This is a genomic window from Pseudoalteromonas porphyrae (assembly GCF_001298125.1).
Classification (GTDB): domain Bacteria; phylum Pseudomonadota; class Gammaproteobacteria; order Enterobacterales; family Alteromonadaceae; genus Pseudoalteromonas; species Pseudoalteromonas neustonica.
In genome coordinates this window covers 21381-36736 of record NZ_LHPH01000020.1, presented here as the reverse complement: position 1 = coordinate 36736, position 15356 = coordinate 21381, and the positions used below count along the sequence as shown (strand labels likewise).

Here is a 15356-nt window from a genome sequence, read left to right as displayed (position 1 = left end):
ACTATTAAGCGTAGTAAAAAAAGAGTAGAAATCTAGTTAAGGTATTCTTTTCTTAATCGAATCAAGGGTTTTATAGCGTTTATTATTAAGCATAAAAAAGGCTGATTTTGCAATCAGCCTTTAGTTATTAAATTACTAATACGTTTTATTTAACATCAAAATGACGATTAAAGAAGCTGGTAATGGTTTGGTGCAAATGTGTTTGCACATTTTTACCACGAAGGCTGTGTTTTGAGCCTGGGTAGGTCATCATTTCAAACTGCTTTTCGTTATCTTGTAATTGCTTAAATAACTTTGTTGCATGCGTAAACAGCACGTTGTCATCAGCCATACCGTGATAAATCATTAATGGACCTTTTAAGCCATCTGAATATGGGAATACAGCGCTGTCCGTGTAGCCTTTTGCATTAGTGTTTGGGTGACCTAAATAACGCTCAGTATAGTGAGTATCATATAATGCCCAATCAGTTACTGGCGCGCCCGATACACCTGCTTGAAAGTAATCACCGGCTTTAAACATGGTCATTAGCGCCATGTAGCCGCCGTAGCTGTGACCATAAATACCAATACGTTGTGGGTCTACATAATCAAGCGTTCGTAAAAATTCAACGCCTTTAATTTGGTCTGCCACTTCTACAACACCCAAGTTTTTATAAATAGCGTCTTCAAACTTTTTACCTCGATTGTACGAGCCTCGGTTGTCTAATTGAAAAATGACATAGCCTTGTTGCGCCATATATTGGAAATACAGGTTTTTACTGCGCCAGCTATTAGTAACACGCTGTGCATGGGGACCGCCGTACACATTAACAATAACAGGGTGTTTTTTGCCATTGCTAAGATCACTTGGTTTGAATAAGCGATAATGCATTATTTGGCCATCTTCAGCTTTTAATGTGCCGTATTCTGGCTCAGCAAGGTCAGCTAGGTAAGGTGTAAGGGGGTGGTTTTTATCAAGCTTATTTTCTTCAAGCCACGTAATAAACTCACCGTTTACTTTACGCAGTGCAGCAGAGTTTGGTTTATTTACAGACGAGCTATTATCAATAAAGGTTTTGTTGTCTTTTGCCAGTACAACTTTATGGTATGCACCTTGTTCAGTGATACGTTTAATATTACCTTTTTTAAATAATGGTACGCTGTATAAATGACTTTCAAGCGGCGTGTCTTTTCTGCCTGCAAAATACACGACACCTTTTTTTTCATCAACCCCTTTTAGTCCATCTATAACCCATTCGCCATCTGTAATTTGACGAACTAATTTACCGTTGGTACGGTACAAGTATAAATGTTTAAAGCCGTTACGCTCTGATGCCCATACAAAATGTTTTTTATCGTTTAAGAATTGCAGGTCAAAATGCAGGTTGATCCAGGTATCACTGGTCTCGGTCAATGCAACTTTTTGATTCTTGGTCTCGCTGTTATAAAAACGCAGTTCTAGTTTTTGCTGAGAACGATTTTGCCATTGGTAAGCAAGAGTTTTATCATCTTTTAGCCAATTAGCACGGGCGATATAAATATCTTCGTCTTTGCCTAAATCAATCCAATCAACGGCTTGATCATTGAGGGATACGACGCCCAATTGGATTTTAACGTTGTTAGTCCCTGTAAATGGGTAGCGTTGGTTAAACAACTTAACTTCTTCTGCGTAAATTTCGTTACGGATCGCTTCTTTTACTGGGCTTTCGTCAATGCGAGTAAATGCAATTTTAGATTCATCATCCGACCACCAGTAACCCGTCATACGGCTCATTTCTTCCTGCGCAACAAACTCAGCCATGCCGTTTTTGATTACGCCGCCGCCATCTTTACTAAGCTGAATTTCTTTACCTGATGTAAGATTTAACGCATACAAGTTTTGTTCACGAATAAAGGATACAAAATTACCTTTAGGCGAAAAGCGTGCGTCCGTTTCAAATGTATCGGTATCGGTTAATTTGCGGCTTTTTGCTGAGGCTAAATCATAGTAATACAAATCACCATTGAGTGGGAAAAGCAGCGCTTTACCATCTTTAGACCATTTATATTCTAATATACCTTTGCCAAAAATACGTTGACGTTCACGGCGTGCTTTTTCTTCATCAGAGAGGTTTTCTGGGCCTGAAAATAACTGTGCAGAGTCAACTAATACACGATTAGATTTATCTTTTAAATTGTATTCCCATAAATCGTAACGGTTGTAGTCATCTACCTTACCTTGCAAGTAAGTAACGCGACTGCCGTCAGGCGAGAATTTAAGTTGTACGGGCGCTTTGCCTGCTAAACTAGGGTCATCAAAGACACGTTCTAACGTCAGTGGTTCGGCCTGGACTGTAATGGCTGTTGCTACTAGAGGTAGCAAGTATGAGAGGTGTTTAATTTTTTTTAACACGTATTTACCTTCGCTCGAATAAAAACTGTAATGATGGTAAAGCCAAGCGTGGGCAACTGCAACTAAATGCTATAAAGTAGCGAAAATGCACTGTGTTTAATTTAAAAGGAATAAAAATGACGGTTGAATTTTCTTTGGCCCCAGAGTTTGTGCGCGATTGTATAGAGGTTGCTGATTGGCCATTGTGCAAAGTGTTGCTAATGAACGACAGCCAATACCCATGGTTTATTTTAGTGCCTCGTCAGGCTGGTTTAAAAGAAAGTATCGATTTGAGTGATGATGATCAAATTCTGCTGATGAAAGAATCAGCGAAACTTAGTCGCTTACTTCAAAGCATATTTAATCCAGATAAACTTAACGTTGCAGCGCTTGGTAATATGGTGCCACAACTACATATCCACCACATTGCACGTTTTAAAACAGACGTTGCGTGGCCTGCGCCTGTGTGGGGGAAGTTTTCAGCTGTGCCTTATAGTGATGCGCAAATTACACTCTTAAAAGAGCACTTTTAGGTGTTTTAGTGTTGCTTGTTATTTTGGTTGTTTTAATGATGGTAATGCTTGTTGCTAAGTATAAATATTATCAGTTAGTAGAAACGTTTGAACCAGCTATTTGGCAACAACTAGGTTCACCGCGTTGGCTGAAAGTGCCTTTCGTTTTTATTTCAAAACAGGGTAAACAGTATTTATCAGAAATTACTCACCCAAAGGTATGCCAGCGAGAAAAGCAGTATCGGATCACCCTTATTTGTTAATCACAGTGTTAACTATCAGCATGCTTTATTTTAAGTATGTGTAACAACGCAACTTGAGTTCTGGTTAAATATAAAACCGCCGCAGCGGTTTTATATTTACAAAGCCTAGGTTTAGTTTAACCCTAATACAGCTTTACCTTGTTTAAAGGTTACATCTACCGGGATATTTGCTTGGCTGAGTTTTTCTAAGTCTTTAGCAAGCTCAGTTTTGATATCACCGTGGGTCGCAATTAGCTGGTCCACTTTTTGGTAATCACCATCACCTTGCAGAGTTAAAATTAAGCTAGATAATTTGGCCATCGCCAGGCCCATTTTTTCCATGTTTACGCTATAAAGACCTTGCTCGTTTTTAGAAAATGCACCTTCTTGGGCGAAAAAGTTAAAACGGATCATATTGGCTTTACCGTGAGCGCTTGATGCACCAAAGCGTACTGAGCGGAAGATGCCAGCCATAAAGGTTGTGTAATAATCTTCTAAAGTCCCTTCAGTGATTTCGCCTTTTTTAAGTAACTGTTCAACCATATACAAACCTAGTATATCGGCTTTACCTTCTTCTAATGCGCTGGCGTGTTCTTGCAATGATTGGCGTACAGTGCCTTTATTTGTGATGGTGTTTTTTATGCCCAAACCATGTGCTACTTCATGGAACATTGTATTAGCAAAAAATGCATCAAAAGTAATGTGTTTACGCTGCTCAGGCACAATGAGTTGCTGTGCAATTGGTACTAATATTTTGTCGAATTTTGCACGCATTGCATTTTTAAGTTGCAGGCGACGCGTGCCTTTTTCTAGTTGCACTTGTTCGTCATTTGGTAAATTGATAGCAATTGTTTTACTGCCCGCATTGGAGTGGCCTGCGTAGTAAACAACGTCGTAGGCATTTAAGTCCGCGTCAGAGCCGGGTACTTCTTGCTTGTATTTAGCATCAACGGGTAAATCTTTTTGTAACTCAGGTAAAAATGCGGCAAATTTTGCTAGACGCTCAGACCATGCTAAATCTTTAACTAATACGTAAGACTCAAACGCTGCGCGAGAGCCAAATAATTGGTCTTCGTAGGTTTCAATTGGGCCGATAACGACATCAATCGGGTTATTCTTCATGTCCATCCAAGCAAAATCTGATGCTTGGTATTCATCATTTAAAAGGGCATCCGCACGTAAGTTGAGGTAGTTTGCAAATTCTTTGTCATCTGCAAGTTTACTTGCTTCACGTAATAAAGATGCTGTTTTTTCAAGTGCTTGTGCATACTCAATAGAGTAAGCGACGCTGTATAGCTTGCCATTTTCATCACGTTTAATGATTGAGTACAGGCCATTTTTGTCTGTAACGCTTGAGTTATTAAGCTCTTCTTTGGTCATATCGGCTGGGTAAAACTGTGCACCAGCACTCTTTTCTTCATAGCCAGATAGAAATACTTGGTCACCATTTAAACGATCCCATGGGCCATAGTTTATATCAGCAAATTTTTGTACTTTTGGGTCGTTTATTTTAGCTAAAAATACGGCTTTATCTTCACCAAAGGCTTGGCGCCAAAAAAGGTCATCCATAATTTTAGATGCATCAATTAGCTTTGCTACCATGGCTTGTTGATTTGTACTAAGGTGAGATAAGTCTGTGGTAAGCGTGAAATCAGTGTAGATATCTAAGCGATTTTCCTCAGCGTTAACTAACTGTGTTACATCAGCATGTGTTGTTTTGGTTTTTTCTGCTGTTTGTGTGGTTGTTGCTTGCTCAGAACATGCACCAATAAAAACGCTACTGGCGAGAATAAGTGCTTGGCTAATTTTATTGAGAGTCATTATGTTGCCCATTAAAAGTGTGTTTAATTTTTGTCTCTGCTAAAAGGAGACTAACGCTTACTTGTTATGTCAGCATTAAAGCAAACCTTGAGCGTAAATAGCAAGCTTACCGAATCATTCGCCGTTACTTCTGAAAGAGTAAAACCGCTAGAATAAATAAATTAAGATAATTTCTTTGTTTTTTCTTAACTTTAGCGGCAAGTTAGACAATACTGTATCTATAATAAACAAACATTCCATGGTTTAGATATATTAAAAACCAATACAGAAGGATGGCACATCTATGTCAACAGAAAACGCACTACTGACCATTTTGGTCGATCGAATAAATAATGACACCTTGGTTTTACCAACTTTGCCAGAGATTGCTGTACGTGTTCGTCAAGCTGCAGATAATCCGGATGTAAATTTAGCGCAAATGGCTGATGTAATATCTCATGATCCCGCTTTGGCTGCGCGGATGATAAAGGTTGCAAATAGTGCGTTTATGGGGCGTTCGGTTAAGGTTTCTAATATCAATCAGGCCGTTACTCGCATTGGTTTAAGACAAATTAAAAATATTGCGACAGCAATGGCAATGGAACAACTGTTTGTTTCAAACAATGAATTAATAAAAGGTTACATGGATAAAGCATGGCAAAAAACCTTAAAAGTTGCATGTCATTCAATTACGCTAATGGAGTTTTTTCTTAAAGAGAATAAGCAAACGTCATTAAATCGCGATACGATTACATTAGCGTCATTAGTTTATAATATTGGTGTATTGCCTATTTTAACAGAAGCTGAGCGTCACCCTGAAGTATTTGCTAATCCGAGTTTTTTAGCTCATGCAATCCAAAAACTCAGTGGTAAAGTCGGTGGTGCTATTATGCGCGCATGGGATTTTACAGATGAATTTGTTGAAGTGTCAGAAAGTTGGGCAAATCCTAATTATCGACCTGAAAACATAAGCTATGTAGATTTTATTCGCATTGGTGCGATCATGGAAGGGATTTTACAAGTGTCTGATAAATCAGCTGCTTTACAAATGTATATTGATAAAGGTGTTATTTCATCAACTGATATTTTCTCAAGTGATGACTATTATAAAATGCTTGATGATGTGAAATCTGTATTTAGTTAATTATTACGAAAAAAGCGCCTCGGCGCTTTTTTTGAAAATCAAACTCTAGGCTAAGTCTTCAACGTCGCCTAAACCTTGTGTTAGTTCTTCTAGTAGTAATTTAATTTCTTCTGAAGCAAGAATAAAATCAGCGTCTAGTTTTACTAACATATCTTCTTTTGGTATATCAGCATTTTCTTCTTTGAGTGTATCTGAGTAGCTTAAGCGTTTAATTGAACCGTCATTTTGTAACATGAATTTAAGACGTTCTTGCCAATCAAGCGCAAGCTTAGTGACACGCTTACCACTTTCTAAGTGTGATTTTACTTCATCACATGCAAGGTCGTGGCCTTTAAGTTTAACTTGTGCACCACTGTCATCTGCTTCTTCTAACTCGGCGTCTGAGCCAATTGCAAAGCCCTCAGGCGTACTAAAGTTGGTTAGCCAGTCAGTTAAAAACACATCTAAGTCATAGTTAGCAAAAGCAGGGACGACAGGTAATGTACCCAGAGACTTGCGAAGTAATGCTAATAGCTCTTCAGCTTTATTGAAACTGCCGCTGTTAACGACTACCCAACCATTTTCTTGGTCGATAAAGGCAAACTGTAAGCTCGATTTTTTAAATGCTTGCGGCAATAAGCTATGCAGGATATTTTCTTTGAGCTCATCTTTCTCTTTTTTCTTAACTGGGCGATTTTCTTCAGCTTCGATCAGCTCAATTTTTTCTGCAACCATATCGTTGATCACAGCGGCCGGAAGTACTTTTTCTTCACGCTTAGCGCAGACTAAAATACTTTTTTGCGAAAAGTGAGAAAGGGTGTCCCCGTGCTTACCAAAGGCTTTGGTCCAGCCAAATGTGCTTAAATCTTGGCTACCGCAAGGGCGAAATAGGTCCTGCTCTAACGCTTTGTCAAAGTCTTCTTGAGTATACGAAACGTCTTGTTTAAAGCGATAACAAATAAGGTTACTAAACCACATAGGTTGATTGATCCAATTGGTAAATTTGTTCAATCATAGCAATAAAAATCGGATGTCGAAATGACTGATTTAGCTAATGCTTAGCAATTGAGCAAAGCATTAGCTAAATATAAGAAGAAGTAACTTAAAAGGGTTTTAACTGAGGCCAGTTGACTTTTTAGGATTGAAATATGTTTAATCTACAGGCGATTTAATCTCAGTATGAGGTTTAACGGGCTAAGTAAAATAGAGCAAAGCTTCCTCGTTTGCTCATTTCCTTTACCTACATCCATTTAGGTAACAAAGAGTTAATCGCCTCTAGGAAGAACCCTTTGGGCAGCGCATGTTTGGAATTTATACTGCGTCGTTATCGCCTATTTATAAGGAACAACCACACAGCATAGGCGCTGCCTAGCCTAAATACCAAACATACTGGTGTAAAATTAATCACAAAAGGTCAACACGCCCTAATCTAATTACTAAAAATTGACAGTGGCTTTGGCATGTTTTTGGGGAAACTGATCACATAGCTTAAGCCATTACCCGGTGAGCTTGTTGCATCAATTTCACCACTGAGAGTCTGTTTTACTAAATTAAATGTAATGTGGGTACCTAAGCCGCTGCCACCTTGTTCACGTTTTGTTGTAAAGAAAGGGTCGAAAAGTTTTTCGAGTTGCTGTTCTGTAACGCCATTGCCGTTATCGTTAAAGTTGATAATTACATTATCGTCATCATCTTTAATATCAATATTAATAACGCCATTTGTAATGCCTTCAAACCCATGGATCAGGGAGTTCATTATTAAGTTTGTAAAAATTTGGCTGATCGCGCCTGCGGGTAAATTCAAGGTCAAGCTTTCTGGGCAATCTAAATTAATATGATGCGTGGTATTTTTAATTTTAGGATGCAAAGAGCGGATCACTTCACCTAAATACTCTTTAAAATTAATCGTCCTAACAGCTTCACTGGCTTGATCCACCGCGATTTGTTTAAAACTAGCCACTAATTCAGATGCGCGATCTAAATTAGTGGTTAATAAACTGGTGCTTTGCTTGGCATCATTAATGAACTCTTCAAGTGCTTTTGGCGAGAGGGTTTTATTTTTGTATGCATTTTCGATTTGTAATAACCGTTCTTGTAAAAAAGACGTGGCGGTTACACCAATCCCCACTGGTGTATTGATATCATGCGTGATCCCGGCAACTAAACCACCTAGCGCAGCCATTTTTTCAGAGCCTACTAGGCGCTCCTGAGCCATATTTAGTTCATCTACATAACGCTGTAATTCTGTTTGTTTGGTAAGTAACTCATGCTCGGTATGACGACGTAGATCAATTTCTTCGGTAAGTGTTAACTTTTGCTTTTCGAGTTCATATTTTTGCTGCTGTAAATCCATCATTGCTTGACTCAGGTTTGAAGTTTTACGTGCAACTTCTTGTTCAAGTTGTAGATTTTGCTGATCAAGTTTTTCGTTACTTAGAATGAGTTCTTTTTGTGTATGCTCGAGTTCTTGGCGATACTGCACAACTTTATCAATGAGTTTATTAAATGATTGCTCCATTACTTTTAGTTCATTGTGTTCTGTTGTTTCTATTTCAATATGTTGGCCTTCAAGATCGTTGAGTTCAAGGTCTTCAATTTGCTCTGTCAATTGCGCAAGTGGTTCGGTAAGCAATTTTCTAAATGCCATTAAAAACAAGATGATCAAAAAGGTTGTTTTGATCATTGCGTTGCCAATTAGAAAATAAATTGACAGCATAATACGGCTAAATACAACTTCGCGGCTGGAAAATAAAGTCACGTCGCCTACTTGCGTGGCTCGGCCTGAAAACTCAAAAATTAATGGGAAAGTGTACCCAAATAAACCGGATGGGGTGTCTTCAATAATTGCTTCTTCTTGAACCAGCTGCTGGCTGTATAATTCTCGGATATCAAGAGAACGACCTAATTGAGAAATAATCTCGCCGCTATCGTCACGCACTATAATGCCTTCAATCATAGGAATAGCGAGTAAACCTTCGGCTGTGGTGATTGTTTGTTTAGTGTTTAGCTCCCAGATAGCACGCGTTAAACTGCGACTAAATGTTTTTTGTAGCGTAGTCAGTTCATCACGAATGTAATCTTTAGTATTTACATATTCAGCAATTACTTGTCCGCATGTGACAACAAAAGTCAGCAAAAAATAGACGGATAAAACGCTTGTTAGCAGCTTTTTAGATAGGCTTTTTTGTAGCATGGATTTCCCATAGCTCCTTTATTCATCATTTAATACCCAAGCAGCGAGTACATTCATCTGTAAAGTTAGCTAATAAACGCCTAAAAATAAATAAAATAATCTACTTTTCCTCAACAAATTTATTCATTTTTCTTTTTTTAGCAAAAACTTATGTTTATTTCACAGGAATGATTGTGTTATAAAATCACTATATTGCTGTTAGAGTAATGTTTCTTAGTTACTGAGAACCCACCCGTCATTTATAACCATGTGAGCTAGTAGTTAATAGTATGAATTTCTCTGTATTAGTATGTGATGATTCAACAGTAGCACGTAAACAAGTCGTGCGATGTATAAATGAATGCCTAAGCGCAAATATTATGCAGGCAAAAAATGGCCGAGAGGCATTGGAATTAATGCAAATTCATAGCTTTGATTTATTGTGTCTTGATTTAACTATGCCAGAAGTTGACGGTGTTCAGGTGCTTGAGTGCATTAAACAAAGCAGTATTGAATGTTTTGTTCTCGTTATATCTGCGGATATTCAGGCTGAAATGAAACAGCGAGTCGCTAATTTAGGGGCTATCGATTTTATAAATAAGCCAATAGATAAAGTAAGGCTTAATGAAATATTGCATAAATTTGGCATTCATTAGAGCTCTTTATAACTAAATGGCATAATTTATCTTTTAATGTGGGGTTGACAGAATAGCCTTGTTTAAGGCAGTCTAAAGGCTATGAAAATAAATACAAACGTACTGACCATTATTATTACAACCACCATTCTTACTGGATAGTGGCATAGGTCGGTGCAACAAATTTAAAGGCCTGTGTTCACAACGAACACAGGCCTTTTTTCGTTTTATGGGATGAGGAACATAAAAATGCGAGTATTAAAATTTGGCGGGTCATCACTTGCCGACTTGGCATGTTTACAGCAGGTAGCTCAGTTAGTTAAAGCACAGTTAAAAGATGAAATGTTATTGGTACTTTCAGCGCCAGGTGGAATGACTGATTCGTTAGTCGCACTTGCAAGTAGCGCTGAACAGGGATTTGATTATAGCGAACAGTGGGATGCACTCGCGTCTCGTTGTGACAGCTTAAAAGTAGCTGTTGAAGCTGAATGTGGGCAAGTACAAAATTGGCCTGATTTAGATGAGCTGAAAAATAAACTTGCTGGTGTCAAATTAATCCAATGCTGTCCTGATCAGGTTCGTGCTTATATTATTAGTTTTGGTGAGCGCGTGAGTGTGGCACTGATGCAGTGTTTGCTAAGCTCGCACAACGCTCGTTACCTTGAAGCAACTGATTGCATCGCATCAACCAATGGCCACATTGATGCGGAAGCTGATTTAGTAGCGAGCAAAATTCGCTTCCAAGCGGCTTTAAAAGTGAGCCCTGCAACTATTTATATTATGCCGGGTTTTACAGCTAGCAATGAACAAGGTCAGTTAACTACACTCGGGCGCAATGGTTCTGATTATTCAGCCGCAATTGCAGCAGCGTGTTTAGAAGCAGAAGTTTGCCAAATCTGGACTGACGTGGACGGCGTATACAGTGCAGATCCTCGTTATATCAAAAAAGCCACTAAGGTTGATTTTTTATCATATAAAGAAGCGATGGAGCTTTCTTACTTTGGTGCCAAAGTTCTTCACCCTAAAACAATTTTACCGTGTGCTAAAGCGGGCGTGCCATGTGAAATTAAAAATACTCATAACCCAGAGGCGCAAGGCTCATTGATCAGTAACGATAATGTATCATCGGAGCCAGTTAAAGCGTTATCCAGTTTACAAAACCTTGCGATGCTAACAGTTTCAGGCCCAGGCATGAAAGGTAAGGTAGGCATGGCATCAAAAGTATTTAATGCCCTTGCTCATGATAATGTATCGATTGTACTTATTACTCAGTCGTCATGTGAATTTAGTATTAGCTTTTGTGTTCATGAATCGGACTTACCATTAGCGCTTGATGCACTGCAAACAGCGTTTGAGCTTGAATCACAAGCAGGGCTTATTGAGCCTGTGCAAGTACAACGTAACTTAGCCATTGTTACGTTAGTGGGTGATAACATGCGTGCTCATAAAGGCTTGGCCGCTAAGTTTTTTGCATCGCTTGCTCAAGCGCAAGTGAATATTGTTGCTATTGCACAAGATTCAACTGAAAGTGCTATTTCCGCGGTGATCGACGGTGAACTGTGTAATGATGCTGTAAAAGTGTGTCACGAAAATTTCTTTACTCATATCCCATCAATTGACGTGTTTTTATTAGGCTGCGGCTTAGTTGGTCAAGAACTTATAAAGCAATTAGAGCGCCAGCAAACGTGGCTGGAAAAGCGCAATATTAAGTTAAATCTATACGGTGTTGCTAACTCTCGTCAATTACACCTAGATGGCGAAGGTATTGCTTTTGATGATTGGCAGCAAAAATTAGCTGCATCTGAACAAGCTTTTGATTTAAAACTGGTTGAGCAATTTGTTAGGCAAAACCATTTAATCAACCCAGTATTAGTTGATTGCACCTCATCAGATGCATTGGCTGCGCAATACGTTGACTTTTTAAATGCGGGTTTTCACGTTGTGGCTGCAAATAAAAAAGCGACAACGAGTTCATATGCTTATTACCAAGACCTGATTGCAGCAACCCAAAAGAATAACCGTAAGTTTTTATACGAAACAAATGTAGGAGCAGGGCTTCCGGTAATAGATAACTTACAATCGCTGTTTGGTGCAGGCGATGAGTTGCTTGAGTTCAGTGGTATTTTATCTGGTTCATTGTCTTATATATTCGGTGCCTTGCAAGATGGTTTATCGTTATCTGAAGCAACCATTAAAGCAAAAGAGAGTGGTTTTACTGAGCCAGACCCTAGAGATGATTTATCGGGAACAGATGTTGCGCGTAAATTACTGATCATTGCCCGTGAGGCTGGCATGAAGTTAGAGCTTAGTGATATTGAAGTTGAATCGGTCCTGCCTGTTGGTTTTGCACAAGGTGATGATGTTGCAGAGTTTATGGCTAAACTACCGAGTTTAGATGCCGCATTTAGTGATCGCATTCAAAGTGCAGCCAGTGAAGATAAAGTATTGCGTTATGTGGGCACAATCAATGCGGGTCACTGCAAAGTCGGTATTGAAGCGGTTGATACAAAACATGCATTGGCAGTTATTCGTGATGGTGAAAATGCCTTAGCAATCTTGAGTGAATATTACCAACCACGTCCATTTGTAATTCGTGGTTATGGTGCAGGATCTGCAGTGACTGCTGCGGGTGTATTTGCTGATATCTTAAAAACGTTATCGCGCTAGGAGGGGACAATGATTGAAGTATATGCTCCAGCGTCTATTGGGAATTTTGCCGTTGGTTTTGATTCATTAGGCGCTGCACTTGCGCCTATTGATGGCACATTATTAGGCGACATTGTTGCAGTAAGTCCTGCAACAAGAGATGAGTTTATTTGCTCGGGCGAGTATGCACATAAATTGCCAAGTGACGCTAATGAAAACTTAGCGTATCAGTGTTTAGTGCATTTTCGTACACATGTTGCGCCAAGTATGCCATGCGTAAAATTAGAGCTTAAAAAGAATTTACCGATTGGTTCAGGGCTCGGTTCTAGTGCGTGCTCAGTTGTAGCGACCTTTGCGGCACTTGATCAATTTGCAGGCACTGCGCTTAGCCAAGTAGAGCTGATTGAATTAATGGCTGATTTTGAAGCTATTGTAAGTGGTGGTCGTCATTACGATAACATCACACCTTGTTACTTAGGTGGTTTACAGTTGACGGGTGATTTGATCCCAGATAAGTCGATTAGCTTACCGGTAGATAAAAACTGGTACTACGTAGCCGCTTTTCCTGGTTTTTCGCTTAATACCGCAAAAGCGCGTTCAGTACTACCAAGGCAGCTAAGCATGCATGCCAGTGTTGAATTTGCACAGCGCTTATCAGCGTTTAGTACATTGTTGTTAACCGGTCGTTTTGATAACGCGTTATCAATTATGAGTGATGAAATAGCAGAACCATATCGCGCACCGCTTATTACCGGGTTTAGTGAAGCGAAAGCGGCACTGCCGGAGCTAGGTGCTGAAATAGTCAGTATTTCTGGTGCAGGCCCTACTTTATTTACCGTGTGTAAAACGCTTGAAGCTGCACAGCAATGCGCACAGTGGCTTGAACAAAATTATATCAATGAACAAGGCTTTTGCCACATTTGTAAGCTTGATAACGCCGGCACGCGTCAGTTATAAGAATTTAAGGAATAAATAATGCAATTACATAATTTAAAAGATGATTCACAAAAAGTGTCGTTTGTTGATGCAGTTAAAACAGGTTTAGGCCGAAACCAAGGCGTATTCTTTCCTGAATCCCTAGCGCCACTGGCGGACATTGATGCTTTACTTGATATGGACTTTGTTAGTCGTAGTAGTAAAATTTTATCGCATTTAATTGGCGATGAGTTGCCCGCAGATACTGTTGCGCAAATGGTGCAAAATGCGTTTAACTTTCCGGTAAAACTGGTTGAAGTAGAAGAAAATATTTATTGTTTGGAATTGTTCCACGGTCCAACACTTGCCTTTAAAGACTTTGGTGGCCGCTTTATGGCTGAGTGCTTAGCACAATTTAGCCAAGGTGAAAAAACTACAATACTAACAGCAACCTCTGGTGACACAGGTGCAGCTGTTGCTCATGCGTTTTATAATAAACCAAATATTGATGTGGTGATCCTTTATCCAAAAGGGAAAATTTCTCTAGCGCAGCAAAAACTGTTCACTACATTGGGGAATAACATTCATTGTTATGCAGTTGATGGTAGTTTTGATGATTGCCAAGCGATGGTAAAAAATGCATTTTTAGATGATGAAATTAAATCTCGACTAGGTTTAAACTCGGCTAATTCAATTAATATCAGCCGTTTAGTTGCACAAGTTTGTTACTACTTTGAAGCAATTGCACAATTACCGAAAGAAAAACGTGCTAACGCGCATATCTCTGTGCCAAGTGGTAATTTTGGTAACGTGTGTGCGGCAATGATCGGTGCTGTTATTGGTTTGCCTGTCGCTAAACTCAGTGCAACAACGAATCAGAATGATACTGTACCGCGCTTTATCCATGATAAAAACTGGGCACCTAATGCGACGATAGAATCACTTTCAAACGCAATGGACGTGAGCAAACCTAATAACTGGCCACGAGTGCAAACCATGTTAGATAATAATTGGTTTAGTTATGATGACTTTTATTCAACCAGCGTTGATGAAAGCAATACACAAACAGTGATGAAAAAAATTCAACAAACGGGCTATGTTGCAGAGCCTCACACAGCAATAGCTTATCAGGGACTTAAAGCTAATTTAGCACAAGGAACGGCAGGGGTGTTCTTAGCTACAGCGCATCCAGCTAAGTTTAAAGATAGCGTAGAAGAGATTTTAAATATAGAGCTCGATATGCCAAAACCATTAGCGGATGCATTAGCTAAGCCATGTTTGGCTGAAGATATTGCAGATGACTACAGTGTGCTTCGCGATATTTTATTAGCTAAATTAGGCTAATTTTTATAATTAGATAAAGTTAAAACAAAAAAGCGATAATACATTACGTATATCGCTTTTTTATTGTAAAAATATTTAAATTTAAACCATGGACCGTGAACGACGATTTAAAATACGTAAACATAAAATTAAAATGCCAATCAAACAGATCATCGCGCCAGCAAGTGTAACGAGTTGATTGGGTACCCGACTAACTAGAATTAGACCAGTAAGCAACAGAATGAAGGGCTTAAATTCATAATAATAATAGTGTTTCCTTACTTTTTTTCGGTTTACTTTATGATCTATACGGCGCGCATTAGATCGCAGACGCCAAATGTTTGCGCCATTTAAGAACAAAGCAATGCCGATAGCCGTCGGCAATAGGGTAGTCGAGAAAAGAATGCAAAACCCACCAAAAATAAAATAGCAGTAGGGAATAAATTCGTAAATAGGTTTAGCTAACATAATAAGCCTATGATCATCCATGATTACATTTCGTACAATAGTAGTGTAAATAGAAACAAATGCAATAAATTAACACATTAAAAATACAAATATTTAGTTGTTTTATTTATTAGTATTATTTATGTTTCTATAAAAAAATATCATTACAAAAACACTGTGAATTAAATTCA

General features: G+C 38.9%; 11 protein-coding genes. 7 read left to right on the top strand and 4 right to left on the bottom strand.

Translation table 11 applies throughout. The annotated features are described in order from the left end of the window. Positions 1 to 145: 145 nt before the first annotated feature. Positions 146 to 2371, bottom strand: coding sequence for a S9 family peptidase (locus tag ADS77_RS15580; RefSeq protein ID WP_054455248.1), 2226 nt, complete (start codon positions 2369 to 2371; stop codon positions 146 to 148). A gap of 116 nt (positions 2372 to 2487) precedes the next feature. Between ADS77_RS15580 and ADS77_RS15575 the strand changes: the two genes are divergently transcribed. Next, positions 2488 to 2883 carry an HIT domain-containing protein gene (locus tag ADS77_RS15575; protein WP_054455245.1) on the top strand — a complete coding sequence of 132 codons (396 nt, stop codon included), beginning with the start codon at positions 2488 to 2490 and terminating at the stop codon, positions 2881 to 2883. Positions 2884 to 2891: 8 nt separating this feature from the next. Next, positions 2892 to 3125 carry a hypothetical protein gene (locus tag ADS77_RS15570; RefSeq protein ID WP_054206165.1) on the top strand — a complete coding sequence of 78 codons (234 nt, stop codon included), beginning with the start codon at positions 2892 to 2894 and terminating at the stop codon, positions 3123 to 3125. A gap of 111 nt (positions 3126 to 3236) precedes the next feature. On the opposite strand, the gene ADS77_RS15565 is transcribed toward ADS77_RS15570, so the two are convergent. Continuing rightward, positions 3237 to 4925 (bottom strand): dipeptidyl-peptidase 3 family protein, encoded by a 1689-nt coding sequence (locus ADS77_RS15565; protein ID WP_054455243.1) that lies wholly within the window; start codon positions 4923 to 4925, stop codon positions 3237 to 3239. A 283-nt stretch (positions 4926 to 5208) separates the two neighbouring features. On the opposite strand from ADS77_RS15565, the gene ADS77_RS15560 reads away from it, so the two are divergent. Further along, positions 5209 to 6048, top strand: a complete 840-nt coding sequence (locus ADS77_RS15560) for an HDOD domain-containing protein (protein WP_054206163.1) — start codon at positions 5209 to 5211, stop codon at positions 6046 to 6048. A gap of 45 nt (positions 6049 to 6093) precedes the next feature. Here ADS77_RS15560 and rdgC read toward each other — a convergent pair whose 3' ends face one another. After that, positions 6094 to 7005, bottom strand: a complete 912-nt coding sequence (gene rdgC, locus ADS77_RS15555; RefSeq protein WP_054206162.1) for a recombination-associated protein RdgC — start codon at positions 7003 to 7005, stop codon at positions 6094 to 6096. 451 nt (positions 7006 to 7456) lie between these two features. Next, positions 7457 to 9220 (bottom strand): sensor histidine kinase, encoded by a 1764-nt coding sequence (locus tag ADS77_RS15550; protein ID WP_054206161.1) that lies wholly within the window; start codon positions 9218 to 9220, stop codon positions 7457 to 7459. Between the two features lie 269 nt (positions 9221 to 9489). On the opposite strand from ADS77_RS15550, the gene ADS77_RS15545 reads away from it, so the two are divergent. From ADS77_RS15545 to thrC, 4 genes are all read left to right on the top strand, one after another. After that, on the top strand, positions 9490 to 9855 hold the full coding sequence (locus ADS77_RS15545; protein WP_054206160.1) for a response regulator: 366 nt from the start codon (positions 9490 to 9492) through the stop codon (positions 9853 to 9855). Between the two features lie 228 nt (positions 9856 to 10083). After that, complete coding sequence (gene thrA / locus ADS77_RS15540; RefSeq protein ID WP_054455242.1) at positions 10084 to 12501, top strand: bifunctional aspartate kinase/homoserine dehydrogenase I; 2418 nt, start codon at positions 10084 to 10086, stop codon at positions 12499 to 12501. 9 nt (positions 12502 to 12510) lie between these two features. Beyond that, positions 12511 to 13437: a homoserine kinase gene (gene thrB / locus ADS77_RS15535; protein WP_054206158.1), complete on the top strand. Its 927-nt coding sequence runs from the start codon at positions 12511 to 12513 to the stop codon at positions 13435 to 13437. Positions 13438 to 13455: 18 nt separating this feature from the next. Next, on the top strand, positions 13456 to 14739 hold the full coding sequence (thrC, locus tag ADS77_RS15530) for a threonine synthase (protein ID WP_054455240.1): 1284 nt from the start codon (positions 13456 to 13458) through the stop codon (positions 14737 to 14739). Positions 14740 to 15356: the final 617 nt, after the last annotated feature.

What these genes read in the sequence shown, in the direction of transcription:
- rdgC (WP_054206162.1), bottom strand. Translation starts at nt 7,005, where the DNA reads ATGTGGTTTAGTAACCTTATTTGTTATCGCTTTAAACAAGACGTTTCG.
- thrC (WP_054455240.1), top strand. Translation starts at nt 13,456, where the DNA reads ATGCAATTACATAATTTAAAAGATGATTCACAAAAAGTGTCGTTTGTT.
- ADS77_RS15575 (WP_054455245.1), top strand. Translation starts at nt 2,488, where the DNA reads ATGACGGTTGAATTTTCTTTGGCCCCAGAGTTTGTGCGCGATTGTATA.
- ADS77_RS15565 (WP_054455243.1), bottom strand. Translation starts at nt 4,925, where the DNA reads ATGACTCTCAATAAAATTAGCCAAGCACTTATTCTCGCCAGTAGCGTT.
- thrB (WP_054206158.1), top strand. Translation starts at nt 12,511, where the DNA reads ATGATTGAAGTATATGCTCCAGCGTCTATTGGGAATTTTGCCGTTGGT.
- ADS77_RS15545 (WP_054206160.1), top strand. Translation starts at nt 9,490, where the DNA reads ATGAATTTCTCTGTATTAGTATGTGATGATTCAACAGTAGCACGTAAA.
- ADS77_RS15550 (WP_054206161.1), bottom strand. Translation starts at nt 9,220, where the DNA reads ATGCTACAAAAAAGCCTATCTAAAAAGCTGCTAACAAGCGTTTTATCC.
- ADS77_RS15560 (WP_054206163.1), top strand. Translation starts at nt 5,209, where the DNA reads ATGTCAACAGAAAACGCACTACTGACCATTTTGGTCGATCGAATAAAT.
- thrA (WP_054455242.1), top strand. Translation starts at nt 10,084, where the DNA reads ATGCGAGTATTAAAATTTGGCGGGTCATCACTTGCCGACTTGGCATGT.